This window comes from Pedobacter sp. ok626 (genome assembly GCF_900100435.1).
Taxonomy (GTDB): Bacteria; Bacteroidota; Bacteroidia; order Sphingobacteriales; family Sphingobacteriaceae; genus Pedobacter.
Map to the genome: position 1 here is coordinate 13,477 of NZ_FNEX01000020.1, position 17,441 is coordinate 30,917.

General features: G+C 38.1%; 12 protein-coding genes. 1 reads left to right on the top strand and 11 read right to left on the bottom strand.

Annotated features, from left to right (window positions below; genetic code table 11):
- Nucleotides 1-2: 2 nt before the first annotated feature.
- The 5 genes from BLS35_RS23155 to rpsA form a co-directional block, all read right to left on the bottom strand.
- Nucleotides 3-3,020, bottom strand: a complete 3,018-nt coding sequence (locus BLS35_RS23155) for a tetratricopeptide repeat protein (RefSeq protein WP_090785829.1) — start codon at nt 3,018-3,020, stop codon at nt 3-5.
- Nucleotides 3,021-3,189: 169 nt separating this feature from the next.
- Nucleotides 3,190-4,122 carry an aspartate carbamoyltransferase catalytic subunit gene (locus BLS35_RS23160; protein WP_090785831.1) on the bottom strand — a complete coding sequence of 311 codons (933 nt, stop codon included), beginning with the start codon at nt 4,120-4,122 and terminating at the stop codon, nt 3,190-3,192.
- Between the two features lies 1 nt (nt 4,123).
- On the bottom strand, nt 4,124-4,672 hold the full coding sequence (pyrR, locus tag BLS35_RS23165; protein WP_090785833.1) for a bifunctional pyr operon transcriptional regulator/uracil phosphoribosyltransferase PyrR: 549 nt from the start codon (nt 4,670-4,672) through the stop codon (nt 4,124-4,126).
- Between the two features lie 156 nt (nt 4,673-4,828).
- Nucleotides 4,829-6,448, bottom strand: a complete 1,620-nt coding sequence (locus tag BLS35_RS23170; protein WP_371328258.1) for a beta-N-acetylhexosaminidase — start codon at nt 6,446-6,448, stop codon at nt 4,829-4,831.
- Between the two features lie 80 nt (nt 6,449-6,528).
- Nucleotides 6,529-8,466: a 30S ribosomal protein S1 gene (rpsA, locus tag BLS35_RS23175; RefSeq protein ID WP_090785835.1), complete on the bottom strand. Its 1,938-nt coding sequence runs from the start codon at nt 8,464-8,466 to the stop codon at nt 6,529-6,531.
- Nucleotides 8,467-8,713: 247 nt separating this feature from the next.
- On the opposite strand from rpsA, the gene BLS35_RS23180 reads away from it, so the two are divergent.
- Complete coding sequence (locus tag BLS35_RS23180; protein WP_090785837.1) at nt 8,714-10,072, top strand: PepSY-associated TM helix domain-containing protein; 1,359 nt, start codon at nt 8,714-8,716, stop codon at nt 10,070-10,072.
- On the opposite strand, the gene BLS35_RS23185 is transcribed toward BLS35_RS23180, so the two are convergent.
- The 6 genes from BLS35_RS23185 to BLS35_RS23210 form a co-directional block, all read right to left on the bottom strand.
- Nucleotides 10,053-11,027, bottom strand: coding sequence for a GlxA family transcriptional regulator (locus BLS35_RS23185; RefSeq protein ID WP_090785838.1), 975 nt, complete (start codon nt 11,025-11,027; stop codon nt 10,053-10,055). The genes BLS35_RS23180 and BLS35_RS23185 overlap by 20 nt on opposite strands.
- Nucleotides 11,028-11,110: 83 nt before the next feature.
- Complete coding sequence (locus tag BLS35_RS23190; protein WP_090785840.1) at nt 11,111-12,256, bottom strand: PepSY-associated TM helix domain-containing protein; 1,146 nt, start codon at nt 12,254-12,256, stop codon at nt 11,111-11,113.
- A gap of 8 nt (nt 12,257-12,264) precedes the next feature.
- On the bottom strand, nt 12,265-14,643 hold the full coding sequence (locus BLS35_RS23195; protein ID WP_090785842.1) for a TonB-dependent siderophore receptor: 2,379 nt from the start codon (nt 14,641-14,643) through the stop codon (nt 12,265-12,267).
- 451 nt (nt 14,644-15,094) lie between these two features.
- A complete protein-coding gene (locus BLS35_RS23200) occupies nt 15,095-15,295 on the bottom strand; it encodes a hypothetical protein (RefSeq protein WP_090785844.1) in 201 nt (66 codons plus the stop codon).
- Nucleotides 15,296-15,367: 72 nt separating this feature from the next.
- Entirely contained in the window at nt 15,368-16,678 is a 1,311-nt protein-coding gene (locus BLS35_RS23205; RefSeq protein WP_090785847.1) for a sensor histidine kinase, read from the bottom strand.
- A 36-nt stretch (nt 16,679-16,714) separates the two neighbouring features.
- Nucleotides 16,715-17,392 carry a response regulator transcription factor gene (locus tag BLS35_RS23210; RefSeq protein WP_090785849.1) on the bottom strand — a complete coding sequence of 226 codons (678 nt, stop codon included), beginning with the start codon at nt 17,390-17,392 and terminating at the stop codon, nt 16,715-16,717.
- Between the last annotated feature and the right edge of the window lie 49 nt (nt 17,393-17,441).

The window sequence follows — 17,441 nt, forward strand, 5'->3', positions numbered from 1 at the left end:
TCTTATTTAATTTTTTCTAATTTAGCTTTGGCAGTAGGCACAATATCATCCTTGCCATCATAGTTATCTATGATACTCAATAGCGTACTTTTTGCCTGTAAATTGTCTTTTAAGGCTACATAGTTATCAGATAGTAATATGAAAGCCTTAGCTACCCAATAATCATAAGAAGGCATATTATTGATCAAATCAAAACATGTTTTAGTTGATGTCTTATACTCGTGTTTAGCATACTGTACAGCCGCCAGGTTATACTTTGCTTCGGCAGCAGCGAGTGTTTTGGTTTTGCTCACTACGTTGTTAAACGATTTTACCGCAAGTGTTGTATCCGCTTTTAATAAATAAGCTTTACCTGCATACAGGTCCGAACTGTTTTTCTCTTCTTCAGAGGCTTTGTCCGATTCTTTAATCAGTTGCACATATTTCAACACATCATCCGGCATATTCAGCTCATTGTAAGCTTTCAACAAGTTGTTCAAGGCGTAAGTATAATGCACTTTATAATCAGCTGTTGTTTCCAATCTTTTCAGATATACGATGGCTTCATTGTATTTTTTCTGATCAAGGAATAATTTGGAAATACTTACCAGGGAGCGTTCAGTATAATCACTAGTCCAGTCGTTCAAAATATATTCATAATCAGGAATAGCCTCATTCGGGCGACCTAATTTAACTAGCGATTCTGCTCTTATAAATTTAGCTTCCTTATCGTGTATAGCTTTAGGGAACTTATCGAAATAAGCATTGATGGCTTCAAAAGCACCTTTAGCATCACCTTTTAAGTATAAGTTGTTTGCACCCTGGAACAAAATGTTGTCTTGTTCTGCCGATGAATAGTTACCTAGTGGGGTAGTACCGGCATAAGTGATAAAACCTTGAGAATCTCCTTTATCTACATAAATGTTTTTGATCGATTCTAAAGCCTGTTTAGCTTCTTCGGTACTGGCGTAGTCTCTGATTACTTTTTTAAACGATTCAAGCGCGGCATCGTCTTGGTTTTGGTTGTATTGTACCAACCCAATAGTTACCAATGCACGTGGCACATAACTGCTATTAGGGTACTGGCTAACTAAACTGGTCAAATCTGATTTCGATTTATCCAGATCACCTTTGTTGAAATAAGTATAGGCCATTTCAAAACCGGCATCATCTGCATAATTTGAAGTGGGGAATTGCTTAAGCAAACTCTGCATGGTACTGATCTTTGCATCATTTTGATTTTCCAGACCCTGGATCATACCACGTTGGAATAAGGCGTAATCTTCGCCAGTGGATTTGTTACCTATAATTTTGTTGTAGTTAGCTAAGGCATTGGTATAGCTCTTGTTTACAAAGTAAGAATCTGCCAACCTGATGGTCGCATCGTTTACCGTTTTTTGATCCTTATCGTTACCTTTTAAAAAGCGCTCGAAGTACGTTGCTGCTTTGCCATAACGCTCATCTTCAAAAGCAGAATAGGCAAGGGCATAGTTTGCAAAATTGTAAACACCCGTTTTGCTGGCGCCCGGCATATCCAAAAATGTTTCAAAGTGTTTTACTGCCTCACCAAACTTTCTCAACTCATAGCTAGCTTCCGCTTTCCAATAAGTATTTAAGGCAAGAATCTCTTCATCTTGAGGGAATTTCTCTGAGCGAAGGAACATAGATAATGCATTTGGGAATGCCCTTTCATTATAAAACTCAAGACCCCTGAAGTAAGTTACTTTTTGATAAGCTTCTTTGGCCTCTTCCGATTTGTTTTGAATAGGCTCTAGGATATCTATTGCAGCCTGGTAATTTTTACTGGTTAACAGGATTTCTCCTAATAGTGTTTTAGCCTCATTTAATTTACGCGAGGTCGGAAACAACTTTAAGAAATTTTGAGTTGCGTCTAATGCTTGCTGGTTAAATTCAAGCTCATAACTTAACCTTGCATAATTAATCCAGGCTTCTTCCTGTACTACCTTATCAAAATCAAGTCTGGAGGCCCTAAAGAAAGCGCTTCTCGCTTTTTCTTTATTTTTCAACTGTAAGAAAGCGCGACCTAGTGTATACATCCCGCTTTGCAAGTAAGTATCATCAGTATTCAGTTTCTCTAAAATAGCGACTGATTCACTGTACTTTTTCAATTCAAATAATGAATAACCGTACTGATAGATGAAAAGGTTATTCTTATTGTTTGATTTATCTTTTGCGTAAAAATCTTTGAAATACTTCTCTGCGTTTACATAATCAGATTTTGCAAAATAAGAAGCGGCAATCAGACTCAACATTTCTGCTTCGTATTGCTGCTTAGAAGTTTTTAAAATAGGAATAGCATAGCTAATCACATCATCGTAGCGTTCGTCCAGGTAATACATCGAAGTGATGTAATATGGGTAGCTCGCTTCGTAGGTAGGTGAGCCTTTTAGTTTTTCAAAATTGCTTAAGGCAGTTTTATATTCCTTGTTCAGGTAATTGATATAGGCAAAGTAATAAGTGGCACTTTCCTGGAAAGGTGATTTTTCTTTTTTCACCGCTTCAAACAAAGGCTCTGCTTTTTCCATGTTTTTCAGTTCAAAATAGGCATAGCCTTGTTTAAACTGATATTCTAATCGTTGTTTGGCAGAAAGGGTAGAAGGGTCAGTTTTTTCGAACCATTCTAGTGCTTTCTCGTAGTTTTTTTGTGCGAAGTACGATTTACCTACGTGAAAATACGCAAGTTTTGTATTTGGATTTAAGGGGTAATCTTTAATGAAGTTTTGAAATAAGCCTTCAGCGTCCCGGTTGCCTAATTCTAAAGCACAAACGGCAGCATAAAACTTGGCATTTTCTTTTAGCAATGATAACTCAGCATTGCTTTCTGGTTGGGTACCTGGCTTTTGTCGCTGTTGCTCCACCAATCTAAATTGTTGCGCTGCAGCTACATATTTTTCATTATCGAGTAGTTCCAAACCACTTTGGTAATTCTTGTTCAGGTTTACGAGTACACTTGTTTGCGCATAACCGGCCGTAAAGCCGCCTGCTAGCAGTAGCGGAATAAAAAGGTATTTTTTTGACATCTGATTTCAAATATGGTTGGTCCTAATATAGATATAGTAATGCGTCTTATTAACATAAGAAATTAACATGTGTTGATAACACAGGTTTAACGATTTTAAAAGAAAGTTCGTATCGATCCTTTAAAATTATCCGCTAACTATGAAATTAATTTGCGTAAAGCAGGCTTTTTTAGTCGTTCTGAGCGGCTAAAAGATACAGTACTGCCATGCGTACTGCTACACCATTTTCAACCTGTTCCAGGATGATAGATTGCTTACTGTCAGCAACATCACTGGTAATCTCCACGCCTCTGTTGATAGGGCCTGGGTGCATTACAATGATTTCTTTATCCAGGTTGTCGAGGATCTGTTTATTTAACCCGTACATCATGGCATATTCTCTTAAAGAAGGGAAATACTTGATGTCCTGGCGCTCCAGTTGTATACGTAGCATATTGGCCACGTCGCACCAGTTTAGTGCTTTAACTAAGTTGTGCTCTACTTTTACACCTAAACTTTCAATGTGCTTGGGAATTAGGGTAGTAGGGCCACATACCATTACCTCTGCGCCTAATTTTTGCAGACAAAGGATATTAGAAATGGCTACTCTTGAGTGAAGTATGTCACCCACAATTACTACTTTCTTACCTGCTACATCACCCAATCTCTGGCGGATAGAGAAAGCATCTAGTAAAGCTTGTGTAGGATGTTCGTGTGCACCATCACCTGCATTAATGATTTGGGCTTTGATGTGTTTGCTCAAAAACTGACCAGCACCCGCATAAGGATGCCTCATCACCACCATGTCCACTTTCATGGCCAGGATATTGTTTACCGTATCAATTAAGGTTTCTCCTTTACTTACTGAGGAAGAGGAAGCCGCAAAATTAACTACGTCTGCCGAAAGTCGTTTTTCAGCCAGCTCAAATGAAAGTTTGGTACGGGTAGAGTTCTCAAAAAATATATTGGCAATGGTGAGGTCTCTTAACGAAGGAACCTTTTTGATGGTCCGGTTAATTACACCTTTAAAATGGTCTGCAGTTTCGAGGATTAATTCGATATCATTCCGGTTAATATCTTTGATTCCTAAAAGATGTCGGGTTGATAATTTTTCTACTGCCATATTATTTATTGCTTTCTGATATTAAGATAACTTTGTCTTCTCCTTCTGTTTCTTTCCAACTTACCCGCACTTGCTGCGAGTAAAGCGTATCTACCTGTAACCCGATATAATCCGGCTCAATAGGTACGTGTCTTGAAAAGCGTCTGTCAATTAGCACCATCAACTCTACTTTTGCCGGTCTTCCGTAAGCCAATAATGCATCAAGTGCAGCGCGGATCGTCCGCCCTGTCCACAATACATCATCAATTAAGATTACGTTTTTGCCTTCAATAATAAAATCTATGGTATTGCTGTTTGCCGAAACGATTCCGTCTTTCCTTCTAAAATCGTCTCTAAAGAAAGTAATATCTAAATTACCTTTTTGAATGACGCTTTTTTTCAGGACTTCCGAGAGTTCGTGTTTAACTCTATCGGCAAAGTAACTGCCTCTTGGCTGTATGCCAATTAAAACAGTATTAGAAAAATCGTTGTGATTCTCAATTAATTGATGACAAAGTCGCTTAATTGTGATCTGGAATTTTTGACCGTCTAGCAGTGTTCGTTTTTGCATTGACTTAAAGATTATGCAAATATAGCCAAAAATTGGAACCCTAAATACATAAAAACGCTTTTAAATTAAAAAAATGTAAAATGCGATTGTAGCAGCTTGTGCTTAAATAGGTTATGTATTTAAATTGAAGGTCCTATATTTATGGGCACATATTCGTTAGTTTACTAAATATCGTTTACTATAATTTACCTTCATCAGATCGTACCTTTTGAACTGAGTTTTTAGCCTTTTCTGAAAATCAGTATAGTTCTTTTTCTCTTTAGGGCTCCATAAAATCTCACTCAAGGCATCCAGTCTTGGGAATAGCATATACTCCACTTTGGCCGGATTAGTAATGTACTCAGACCATAAATTACCTTGTCCACCCCAAATGTATTTCGCTTCCTCCGTATTCAATACAGCAGGAACTGGTTCGTAATCATATACTGTTTTAAGCGGCAGATATTTGGCTGCTGTAAGCGAGTCGTCTTTCACAAACTGGCTATGGTTAAAATACATCATGTCCTCCGGTGTCATGATTACCTTATGTTTTTGCTTTGCAGCGGCAATGCCGCCCTTTTCTCCGCGCCAGCTCATGACGATGGCATTCGGAGCCAATCCACCATCCAGGATCTCATCCCAGCCAATTATGGTTTTGCCTTTACTGTTTACAAATTTCTCTATACGGTGAATGAAATAGCTTTGTAGACCACTTTCATCTTTTATACCATTTGCTTTCATGATCTGTTGCGAAACTGTTGATTGTTTCCACCAGATTTTCGAACCTTCATCACCGCCAATATGGATGTATTTGGATGGAAACAGGTTCATGACTTCTGTTAGCACTTCTTCCAGAAATTTAAAGGTCTGGTCGGTAGGTTGGAGTACATTATTGAATTTATTGAAGATTCCCCAAGTCTGGGCCACTTCATACTTTTTATTTGGCTCGGTGCCAAACTGAGGGTAGGCCGCCAATAGGGCCATGCTATGTGCCGGCATTTCGATTTCAGGAATTATATTGATGTAGCGCTCTGCTGCATATTTGATCACCTCTTTAACTTCTTCCTGGGTGTAAAATCCGCCATATCTTATTCCATCATTTCCTGTCCCAGGATATAGGCCGATGATGCTACCATTGCGCCACGAACCGATACTGGTTAGCTTAGGGTGTTTTTTTATCTCTATTCTCCAACCATGATCATCCGTTAAATGCCAATGAAAGTTGTTTAGTTTATGGTAGGCGAGGTAGTCAATATATTTTTTTATGAAGGCCACATCAAAGAAGTGTCTGCTCACATCAAGGTGCATACCTCGGTAAGCAAAACGAGGGTAGTCTATGATATCTATTGAAGGAATGTATAGTTGTGCGGGTTCTGTAGTTTCTACAGGCAAGAGCTGTATAATGGTTTGCACAGCATAGAATATACCTTGTGGGGAAGAAGCCCCGGCGTTGAGTTGATTTTTTAATACAGAAACGAAATATTTCTCTATATCTGTATATAGTTTCTGGTTAAGAACGAGGTTAATTGAGTGCGCGTTCTTTGCAGCCTCTAGATCATTCGTTATTTTGAGTTTTAAATTATAGTACTTGAATATATAATCGGCGAGGAACTTTGCTGAGGGGCTTAAAGAAGTCTCGGAAATTAGGATAACGGTATTCTTGTCAATAGTGAATTTATCCTGGGGGAAAAGGCCAGGTCTCATCTGGACAGGTTGAGGGATGATTGCCGGCAGCTGAGCTTCTGTGTTATTGATAATCAGCAGACCAAATACGAATGTTAACAAAGATTTCATCATGCCGCAAAATACTAAAAAATGCGGGGCAAAAAAAAAGCATCCCGGTTAGGGGATGCTTTTTAATATATAAGCTTTAAAGATTACTCGCCTTTTTTGGCTTTGTTTTCTTCACCTTCCATTTGTTGTTTTAATTGTGCAAGCACGCCTAAATCACCTAATGTCGATTTTTCAACTGAATCTTTAACTTTTTTCACTGCACTGCTAGAAGCTTTAGCTTCTTTTTTCTTAGCACTACGCTCTTCTGCAACAGCTTCAGCTTTAGCCTCTTCCCAGATACGGGCGTGAGAAACAACGATACGTTTAGCATCTTTGTTAAACTCAATGATTTTGAAGTCATTAGTTTCTTCAGCTTTGATGGTACCACCGTCTTCTTTAGCCATGTGTTTAGTTGGTACGAAACCTTCTACACCATATGGTAAAGCAATAACAGCACCTTTATCAGTTACTTTAACAACAGTTCCTTGGTGGATTGAATCTAATGTGAAGATAGTTTCAAAAGTATCCCAAGGGTTTTCTTCTAATTGTTTGTGACCTAAGCTTAATTTGCGGCTTTCAACGTCTAATTCTAATACAACTACGTCTAATGTATCACCTACTTTAGTGAATTCGTTAGGGTGGTTAACTTTTTTAGACCAAGAAAGATCAGAGATATGGATTAAACCATCGATGCCTTCTTCGATTTCAACGAATACACCGAAGTTAGTCATATTTTTAACTACAGCAGTATGTTTGCTTCCGATAGGATATCTTTCAGCAACATTTTGCCAAGGATCTTGAGTTAATTGTTTGATACCTAAGCTCATTTTACGATCATCTCTGTCTAAAGTTAAAACTTCAGCTTCGATCTCATCGCCAACTTTCAAGAATTCTTGTGGGCTGCGTAAGTTTTGAGACCACGACATTTCTGAAACGTGGATTAAACCTTCAACACCAGGAATGATTTCTAAGAAAGCTCCGTAATCAGCTACAGTAACAATTTTACCTTTAACTTTAGAACCAACAGCTAAGTTAGCATCTAAAGATTCCCAAGGGTGAGGAGTCAATTGTTTTAAACCTAAAGCAATACGTTTTTTCTCGTCATCAAAGTCAAGAACAACAACATTGATTTTCTCATCTAAGCTTAATACTTCTTTTGGATGCTCTATGCGGCCCCAAGAAATATCAGTGATGTGAAGTAAACCGTCAACGCCACCTAAATCGATGAATACACCGAAGTCAGTAATGTTTTTAACAGTTCCTTCTAATACCTGGCCTTTTTCAAGTTTAGATACGATTTCAACTTTTTGGCTTTCTAAGTCATCCTCGATAAGGATTTTATGAGATACAACTACGTTTTTAAATTCGTGGTTAATCTTAACAACTTTGAATTCCATTGTTTTACCCACGTATACATCGTAATCGCGGATAGGTTTGATGTCAATTTGAGAACCAGGTAAGAAAGCTTCAACACCCATGATGTCAACGATAAGACCACCTTTAGTACGGCTTTTAACAAATCCGTTGATGATTCTGTCATTATCAAGAGCCTCATTAATAGACTCCCATGATCTTTGGGTTTTAGCTCTTTTACGAGATAAAATTAACTGGCCGTTAGCATCTTCAGGGGCTTCCACGAAAACGTCAACTTTGTCGCCAACTTTCAAATCAGGTGTATCACGGAACTCAGAAGTTGATACTAAACCGTCAGATTTAAATCCTACGTTTAATACTACGTCTTTGTTGTTAATTGAAACAACAGTACCACTGATGATTTCACCCTGGTTGATTTGATTGAAAGTATCGGTATACATGTCTTCAAACTTCTTACGGTCTTCGTCAGTGTAATTTCCGAATGCTTTGTCGTCTGCATCCCAGTCAAAATCTTGATCTGGTGTTGCTAATGATGATTTGATCTGTTCGATCGACACTGAATCAGCTTCTGACTCAATGGTTTCTTTCTCAGCCAGACGAGCGTCTGCGCCTTGTAATTCGGCTGTTTTAGCCTCTAGTTCTTTTTCTGCTACTTGTTTTTTAGCCATTAAAATTTAATCTCCTTTTCCCGTGTGGGACGGCAAAGGTAATAATAATTATTTTTTCAGCAAAGAAATTTTATATAAATGTTGTTGATTTAGAACAGATTGTAAAAGGATTGCACAGCTTTTGCTAGGCATAGAAGAAAAATAGCCAGAATTCTGGACCCATCAATAATAATTAATTATAAAATTTATTCTCGTTAATTAGACTGTATCTAAATAATCGTATTTTAGCGACCTCAAAAAAATCGAAATGGCAGCACAAAAAACAAAATCAACCTGGCAAAACATTCGTAAGTTCTTTAACGATATTCACTTGTGGATTGGTTTAGCCAGTGGAATCATTGTCATATTGATTTGTTTAAGTGGTACCTTATATGTATTCAATACTGAATTACGGGAAATGGCTTCGCCAGAATTGTATAAGGTGAAAAGTGACAATGGTGCTAAACCAATGCCTGTGGAGGAGTTGATCGCTAAGGTAAAGGCTATTACTGGTGGAAAAGTAGCTTCGGTAAAAATATCAGCTGATCCGAATAGATCTTATCAGTTTATGGTAAGGTTAAGAGATAAAGAAGAAGGTAAAAAGGGCAGCGAAAAAGGCGAAAACAAAGCTGCTGGAAAAAGCGAGCATAAAGGAGAAAGAGGTAAGAAGCCAGAAAAGGGTAGGGAAGGCCCAGGCGGTGGAAAACGCCCATCGGCATTTGCAGTAAATCAATATACAGGAGAAATACTGGGTAATATATCAGAATCTAAAACTGCTACTGCATCTTTTATGCAAACGATGTTTAGTTTACACCGTTGGTTGTTGTTAGATAAAATAGAGAAACCTTTAATTGGCGAATTAGAAAACCGTAAACTGGGTAGTTATATTTCCGGTACGGCAACTATATTGTTCACTCTTGGTGTAATTACTGGGATGGTGATCTGGTTTCCTCAAAAGATCAGAGCTTGGAAACAAGGTCTGAAAGTTAAATGGAGTGGTAGTTGGAAAAGAAAAAACCATGATCTACACAATAGTCTGGGTTTTTACGCTTGTATTTTCCTTTTTTTAATGGGAATCACTGGCCCACAATGGTCCTTCCCATGGTATCGTGAAGCCCTAAAAAAAACATTAGGTACGTATCAGCCTGAAGACTTTGAAGCACCAAAAGATCCCGAATCAAAATTGACTTTAGCCGCGATTAAACCATTAAGTATTACTGATTATATCCAGGCAGCAGATCGTGTACTACCTTACAAAGGTGATTACAGTGTTAATTTGCCAAAAGATTCAACTTCTGTTATTGCAATTACAAAAAATCAAACGGGTTTCTTTGCGCCATCAGCAGGGGATAAGTTGCTGCTTGATCAGTATACGGCCTCTGTATTAAAGATTGAAGTCTTTAAGGATAAACCTTTCAATGAGCGTGTTTCGGGCTCAATAAAAGCATTACACCTGGGTGATGTATATGGCATGTTTACCAAAATTATCTATTTCTTCGCTTGCTTAATCGCCACTAGTTTGCCTATTACCGGCACGATCATTTGGCTAAATAAGCTTAAAAAGAAAAACAAGGCTAAAGCCAAGATTAAGGCTAGCGAGAAGAAAGCTATGCAACCCGCGCTTTAAATTTATCGCGGTAGTCTTTAGGAGTCATTCCCGAGCTTTTCTTAAAAAGCTGTCTAAATGCTTTTAGGTCGTTATAACCAGAGTTTAGCATGATCTCAAGGATACTTTGGTTGGTTTGTTCCAATAGCTTCTTTGCTACTTCTATTCTTGTTTTCTGCAAATACTCGATCATTGTATTTCCAGTTGCCATTTTAAACCTGCGTTCAATGTTTCGTCTGCTTGCTGGTATTTGTTGAAGTATATCATCAACGGTAGCAGCCTTATTGTATAGGTTTTCGATGCAAAGTTGCGTTTGTGTAACCAGCTCATCACCATGATCTTTGGATGGAATGAAAGTACCAAAATAGCTTTGTTGTCCACGGTTCATATCTATAGCAAACACTTTAGCCATTCTTACCGCAATTTCTCTATTGCCATAGTTATGAATCAGTCTTAGCAATAAATGAAAGGTACTGGTCGCACCACCACTGGTATATATACCATGATCGTAAGTAACGACTTCGTTTGCTCTTAAAAATACATCAGGGTAGCTAGCCGCAAATGAGGTACTGGCATGGATATGCGTAGTAGCACTTTTCCCATTTAATAAGCCACTTGCGCCAAGTAAAAAAGCTCCTGTACAAAATGAAGCAATTTCAACTCCGTTCTGATGTTGTTTGCGCAACCAAGGTAAAAACTCAAGGTTTTCCTGGATTGCAACAGCTAAATCAGATGAAGCAAAAGCTGGTATAAGCACCAGGTCATGCTCGTTCACTGATTTTAATGGTTGAGGGATATGGTTGTCAAATACAGGAATCTGGTTGTTGCTATTTTCGGCATAAAGCACATTTAGTTTAAACAACGGTTCTTCACCATTGGCTTCATAATAGCTGTTTACTGTATCAAATACATCTAATATCGCTGCCACACTTAACAAGCGGTATCTATTGGTTAATAACAAAGCTACTTGTGTCATTATTTTTTCGATTGGGGAGAATGCAAATTAGAAAAAATATAAAATAAAAAAGAATGTCCTTTGGTTTTGAAATTCGTAATTGCTTAAACCTGAGCTGCTTTTTTTCTTTTACGACCACGCCAAATCATGAAACCTGTGATGGGTAAACTTGCTGCAATTAAACTAGCAAGAAAGGCTGCTATCTTGCCCGGTAAACCTACAATAGCTCCAACATGAATGTCATAGTTCATCCTTGTTATTTTATCTGCCATACTCGCATTTGCCAATTTACCATAGCTATGCGTTACTTCCATTTCTTTTAAACTGTATTGATCATAGTAGAGATAATCAGCTTTCCAATAAGTATCCGTATCTGGATTTAGCGCTACTTCTATAGCCGACTTAGCATTTTCAGGAACATGAACTTCAATACCGCCTGTATAGCCAGGTAAGTTGTTTAAAGTTTGTGCCCATAGAATGTCTATGGCTGGTTTCTTACTTATAGCCAAGTTTACTGAAGTGGTGTCCGAATAACTTTCTGCAAATGGTTTCATTTGGTCGCCTCCAGAGGAAAGCCAGTAAACAGATTTTGCAAACCATTGAAAGCCCATTACCAAACCAGTTATAGCAATAAAAATGAGAATCCAGGTCATGTAAAAACCCAGTACATTATGTAAGTCATAATTTACCCGTTTCCATTTTGCGTTCCACTTAATGCTGAATCTTTTTTTACTAGCCGCTTTGTTTTTTGGCCACCATAATATCAGTCCAGAAATGAGCAAGCACAGAAACATTAAGGTAGCTGAAGCCAGAATGGGTTGCCCTATATTTGGTGGAAGCCATAGGTAATAATGCCCCATAATCATAATCCTGAAAAAGTCATCATCCATGTTTTTAACCTTTAGTACCTTACCGGTATAAGGGTTCAAAAAGACAATCCAGTAATACGAAGGGTTTTCAGCGAAATAAACAACTTGAGAGGCTTTTCCTTGTTGATACCCTACACTATGGGCATGCTTACCGGGCAATTCCGCATCAGCAATCTTTTTAAGCAAGGAGGGAGCCAGCAAAGCATGTTGCTCTACACTAGCAAAACGATAAGGTTGTGTGATGTTTTCAATTTCACGTTCAAAGGCTAATATGCAGCCGGTGATCCCTAAAAAACACACAAATAGCCCGGATGTTAATCCGAGCCATAAGTGTACTTGTCCGGTCCAATATTTGAACCTATTTTTCTTTTTACTCACCATTGCTGCTATTAAAATTTGTAAGCAATGCTTAGTCTGTAGTTTCTTGGTGGATCACTTTGCCAGTAATAATAATCTCCATAAGAAGCGCCACTATAAAGGTACTTGTCTAGAATGTTATATACATTTGCTGTTAAACGTATCTTATCCTTTTCCCAAAAGATACCACCGTCCAGTTTAAAGTTGCTAGGCAATTCCTGACTTCCGGAACCACCCCATGACCATGTACTACGGTCAGCCAGATAACTGAAACCACCAGATATTCCGGCACCTTTTAATTCTCCTTTTTGAATTTTATAGCTCAACCATGCATTGGCATTGTGTTTAGCATATCCTGTTATTTTAGTTCCAACCGGAATGATCTCTCCATAAACCTCAGTTTCTTTACTTACTCTCGAATCTGTAAGTGCATAATTGGCTATAAGGTTTAATCCAGGTAAGATCTCTCCACGAAGGTCGAACTCAATACCTTTTGTTGTGCTTTGTCCCAATTGTAAAGAGAATGGGGCAGCAGGTGTGCTGGTTGGATCGGGTGATAATTCATTGTTTTTAAGAATACGGTAAGCAGCAATGGTTGTGTTCCAACGGCCATCAAACCAATCTTTTTTTATTCCAAATTCAATGTTGTTTCCTGTAATTGGTTTAGGTTGTTCCCCACTTTTAATGGAGCCAGTTTGTGGAATGAAAGTTTGATCATATAAACCATATACAGAAGTTTGATCATCAATAGAAACACTTAAACCAACTCGTGGGGTGAATTTTTTGTCGTCGGTATCAGAACCATATTCAGATTGTTTTACTAAAGTATACCTTCCCGCAAGTGTTAACCGAATCTTGTTTTCCAGAAAACCAAGCTCATCTTGTAAGTACAAGCCTGTATAGGATTGATTTACACGACTATTTGCACCTCTTTGATATAAGCTTTTGCTACGATCAAATTGTGGTATGCCATTAATAGGGGTACCATATACTGGATTATAAATGTTAAAGGGTTTAGTCGCATTATCAAGCGCGAATGATTGTCCAAAATCATAATAACGTTCCTTATCACCTACATCTAAACCCACCAAAATGCGATGATTAATACTTCCCGTGGTGGCGTTGCCATTTAAAAATACCTGACCAAATTTATAGTTCAATGCGGCATCAAAAAGATAAAGATCACGAATTACATCGCCATTGGCTGCTACAGATGAGGGCCATATATCGGTCGACTTTTGATTGAAACTTACGTAGGCCAATTGTGCTGTAAGTTTCCAATTGGCATTAAAATGGTGTTGCATGTTTAGAAACAAGCTATGTTCTTTGGCAATGCTTGGATCTAAACCAGGTTCAGACATGGTGAAGTTTCTTGGTAGGGTAGCATAGCCATCAGGTGCAAAAACATAAGCAGATCCAAGGTCAGATAAATTAACATGCTGATAATTATACTCAGCCGTTAACAAAGTTTGATCATCAATTTGATAGCTAATCACGGGCGCAATGCTATAACGGTCGTTATACTCGTATGGGCGGTGTGAGTTTTTAGTTTGTCCCATTAAGTTTAACCTGTACAAAAGTTTGCCAGATTTATTTAGTTTGCCATCCAAGTCAAGTGTACTGCGGTACATATCAAAACTGCCTAATGTAAAAGAGGCTTCTCCATTAAAATCTTTTCCGGTAGGTTTTTTAGTTACTACATTATAAATACCACTTGGTTCACCGTTAGACATCATAAAGCCAGATGGACCTTTTACAAATTCAATGTGGTCTACAAAGCTCATATCTTCTGTGAGTGGTCCCCAGTCAGATGTTAAGTTTATCCCGTTTCTAAAAGCTGCGGCCCTTGCACCACGCGTATTTACGCGGGTATAAATATCGCCCCAATGCTCTAATCTGGTTACACCACTTACATTTCTGATTACTCCGTCACTCATACTGGTAATTTGCTGATCGGCAAGTGTAGCAGAAGTAATGATTTGAATATTTTGCGGTACTTCTAATAGTGGAGCATCTAATCTTAGGGAAGAAGAAGGGGTGTCTACCTTATACTTCTTTTTATTACCCGAAACAACTACCTCTTTTAATTGATCAGCACTTTCTAATAAACTGAAATTTATATTAACGGTTTGATTGCCAGAAACGGTTACTGTTTTTTCAGCACTTTTTAAACCTATGGCAGAAACCCGGATGGTGTAATGGCCATCCTTTATTTTTACGAAACTATACTCGCCTTTGTTATCAGTAGTTACCACAATCCCTTTTCCCTTTAATCCTACACTAACATAAGCTGCGGCTTGCCCATCGGCGGTTAATACTTTTCCTTTTATACTATTACTTTGTTGGGCAATAGCTGTTATGGAGAAGAGAGAGAGCAGTGTTATTAAATTCAGTAGTCGAAGTTTACTCATGTGCTTATTTAGATTAATTCTATCTTACGGCAAATATTACATCTATTTTTTTATAAACAAAATTTATTTAGAATTATTCTAGTTAATGTATGTTGTTGGATAAATTTGGGCTTATTTTATCAACCTGCTTTCTATACAAAAAAGAAAAACTGAAGCATTAAAACTTAAAATGCTGGCCTTGCTTCGGGAAAGTTACCTTATAGTTAACTCTACATAAGCGCCATATAACCGGCATATAGCCGGACATTCTCCGGACACTCTCCGGACTAAGCCGGTCAGTGTCCGGTTAATGTCCCTTAATTAATGGTGAATTAAATTGCTTTTGATAAGAGTCAGGGCGAAACGCACCGAGACTACTTTAATATGACGTCTTTGCAGTAAAAAATCTCCCACAAAAAGAAAGGCCATCTGTGATGGAACAGATGGCCTTTACTAAAAACTTAACGAATTACTATTTGCCAGCTTTTTTAGCTTCTACTGGTTTTACTTCAGCTTTAGCAGTCGCAGCAACAGCTTTTTTAGCTGCTTTTTTGTGCTTAGGTTTAGCAGTTGCAGTTGTAGCAGTTGCAGTTTTGGCAGCTGGAGTAGTGTTTTGTGCGAATGCGCCGAAAGTTGTTGCAACTAATGCTAGCGCTAAAATTGTTCTTTTCATGTTATAATTTATTTAGTGTTTTTTGTTATATCAAAGTTGCACACACTAAATGAAGATTTGATGAAGAACAATTCAGTTTGGGAAAATAATGCGTACCTGTGTTCCCTGGCCCTTTTCTGAACTTATATCAACCTTAATGTCGTGAAAAGCAGCGATACTTCTTACGATCGCCAAACCCAATCCGTGGCTATCTTCTTTCTCTGATTGAAGTTTTTCAAAACGAATGAAGGCATTTTGGACTACCTCAGGATCCATTCCAAGACCGGTATCAGCAATTACAAGGGTGTAACCTTCGGCAGAAGGTTCGCTATAGATATTTACGGAGCCTGATGGCTTATTATATTTTATCGCATTGTTGATTAAATTCATCAACAGCGTATGAAAGAGTGACCTATTTCCAGTGAAGCTGTAATCATCACGCAGATCGATGTGCATTTTAAGCTTCATCATGAGCAGTCGATGTTCCAGTTCTTCATGTACTTCTTCTACAGTATGTTTTACCGAGATGATATCTGTTTTCCCATACTGTTGGTTCTCGACCTTCGAAATTAACAACAAGCTGTTTATTATTGCTTTTAGGCGGTTCAATGTTTTTAAACAGGCAAATAGTTTATTTTCCCCTTCGGGACTTAGTTGCTCATCATTTAACAGGTTTTCGAGCCTGGTATTGAGGATGGAAATAGGGGTAAGCAGCTCGTGTGATACATTAGCGATAAACTCTTTTTCGGTAAGGAAAAGTGTCGCAATTTTATTCATCAGCACACTGATGCTCCGATCCAGTATTTTAAAATCGTCTGTACTTGTCTTTACAGGTTGATAATTAAAATTAATGGGGTCGTTTACCTTGTTCAGCTTTTGATCAATGATTTGGTAGAAAGGGGCAAGCAAAAACTGCATAAAGCCGAGATCAATAATTAAGGTAAGGATAACGGCTGCAATCAAGATCCCAAAAGTAAACATGGAAATAGTACGTTCCAATTGGGCTAAGGTTGACATGGTTTCACCAAGTTCGAGTCTATAGCTTTTTCCTTCGTAGCTAAAGTCAGTAATCAGGATTTGAAAGTCCTCTTGTGTCCCTTCAATACTGCGTATTTCCTGTATAAATTTCTGCTTTATGGGGTGATCCTCTTTTTTTATTTCCTTAAGAATGATGTATTCCTCACGCAAGAGGTTGTAGTCTGTAAATGTTTTTTGGGAGAGTAGGTCATTTATCTCTATGTTGGAAAGATTGGAAATGAGTCTGACCTTTTTTTGTAATAGCCGCCTTTGGATGTGGTTTATCGAGATGTGGTTGATAGAGACCAATATCAGGATGCCCAATATGGTAATAATGGCGATTTTGGTTAGGGTGTTGTATAAAGCAAGTTTGAATTGTAATTTCATATGGGCATTGCTTGTATAAAACTTAGCTTTTATTTTTTAAAAATTAATGCGGTAACCTATGCTTCTAACGGTTTCAAACCAATCTATTGGAGCATGTGCAGCCAGTTTTTTACGAAGATTTTTTACATGAACATCCACAAAGTTAGAGTCAGAGTTTACCTCTAGTATATCTCCCCAAACGTGCTCAGTGAGATTTACCCTTGATATAACCCTATTTTTGCTCAATATTAGGTAATTAAAAATCTCAAATTCTTTGTTGGTTAGATTAATGCGCTCTCCATTAAAACTCACTTTATGATTTTTGATATCCAGTGTAAAACCATGAACGTTCACTTCATTCATCACCAGCTTATGTTTACGGCGGATGATGGCGTGCATTCTGGCCAAAAGTTCTGTTAAGGAGAAAGGCTTTGGTAGATAATCGTCGGCACCTGCTTCCAGACCTTTAATCCGGTCGTCCACATCACCGCGGGCAGTGAGTATTATGACTGCATCTTCCCGTCCTGGTATTTTCTTTAACTGATGTAAAAGTTCAAAACCATCTCCACCAGGTAAGCTAAGATCTAATAGGATAAAATCGTAGGTGTTGACAAAGATTTTCTCTTCAGCAGATGACTTTTTCCAGGCATGTTCAATGGTGTAACCTTCTTTGCCCAGAAATTCGGCTATTTCTAAACCCAGTGTTTTTTCGTCTTCAACTATCAGGATGTTCATTGGATAAAATAAAGCTTAATCGTATTAGAAGATGAAGCTAGGTAAAAAG

Coding starts and splice junctions, on each gene's coding strand:
- pyrR (WP_090785833.1), bottom strand. CDS start 4,672: ATGCAAAAACGAACACTGCTAGACGGTCAAAAATTCCAGATCACAATT.
- rpsA (WP_090785835.1), bottom strand. CDS start 8,466: ATGGCTAAAAAACAAGTAGCAGAAAAAGAACTAGAGGCTAAAACAGCC.
- BLS35_RS23170 (WP_371328258.1), bottom strand. CDS start 6,448: ATGATGAAATCTTTGTTAACATTCGTATTTGGTCTGCTGATTATCAAT.
- BLS35_RS23205 (WP_090785847.1), bottom strand. CDS start 16,678: ATGAAATTACAATTCAAACTTGCTTTATACAACACCCTAACCAAAATC.
- BLS35_RS23200 (WP_090785844.1), bottom strand. CDS start 15,295: ATGAAAAGAACAATTTTAGCGCTAGCATTAGTTGCAACAACTTTCGGC.
- BLS35_RS23155 (WP_090785829.1), bottom strand. CDS start 3,020: ATGTCAAAAAAATACCTTTTTATTCCGCTACTGCTAGCAGGCGGCTTT.
- BLS35_RS23160 (WP_090785831.1), bottom strand. CDS start 4,122: ATGGCAGTAGAAAAATTATCAACCCGACATCTTTTAGGAATCAAAGAT.
- BLS35_RS23190 (WP_090785840.1), bottom strand. CDS start 12,256: ATGGTGAGTAAAAAGAAAAATAGGTTCAAATATTGGACCGGACAAGTA.
- BLS35_RS23180 (WP_090785837.1), top strand. CDS start 8,714: ATGGCAGCACAAAAAACAAAATCAACCTGGCAAAACATTCGTAAGTTC.
- BLS35_RS23185 (WP_090785838.1), bottom strand. CDS start 11,027: ATGACACAAGTAGCTTTGTTATTAACCAATAGATACCGCTTGTTAAGT.
- BLS35_RS23195 (WP_090785842.1), bottom strand. CDS start 14,643: ATGAGTAAACTTCGACTACTGAATTTAATAACACTGCTCTCTCTCTTC.
- BLS35_RS23210 (WP_090785849.1), bottom strand. CDS start 17,392: ATGAACATCCTGATAGTTGAAGACGAAAAAACACTGGGTTTAGAAATA.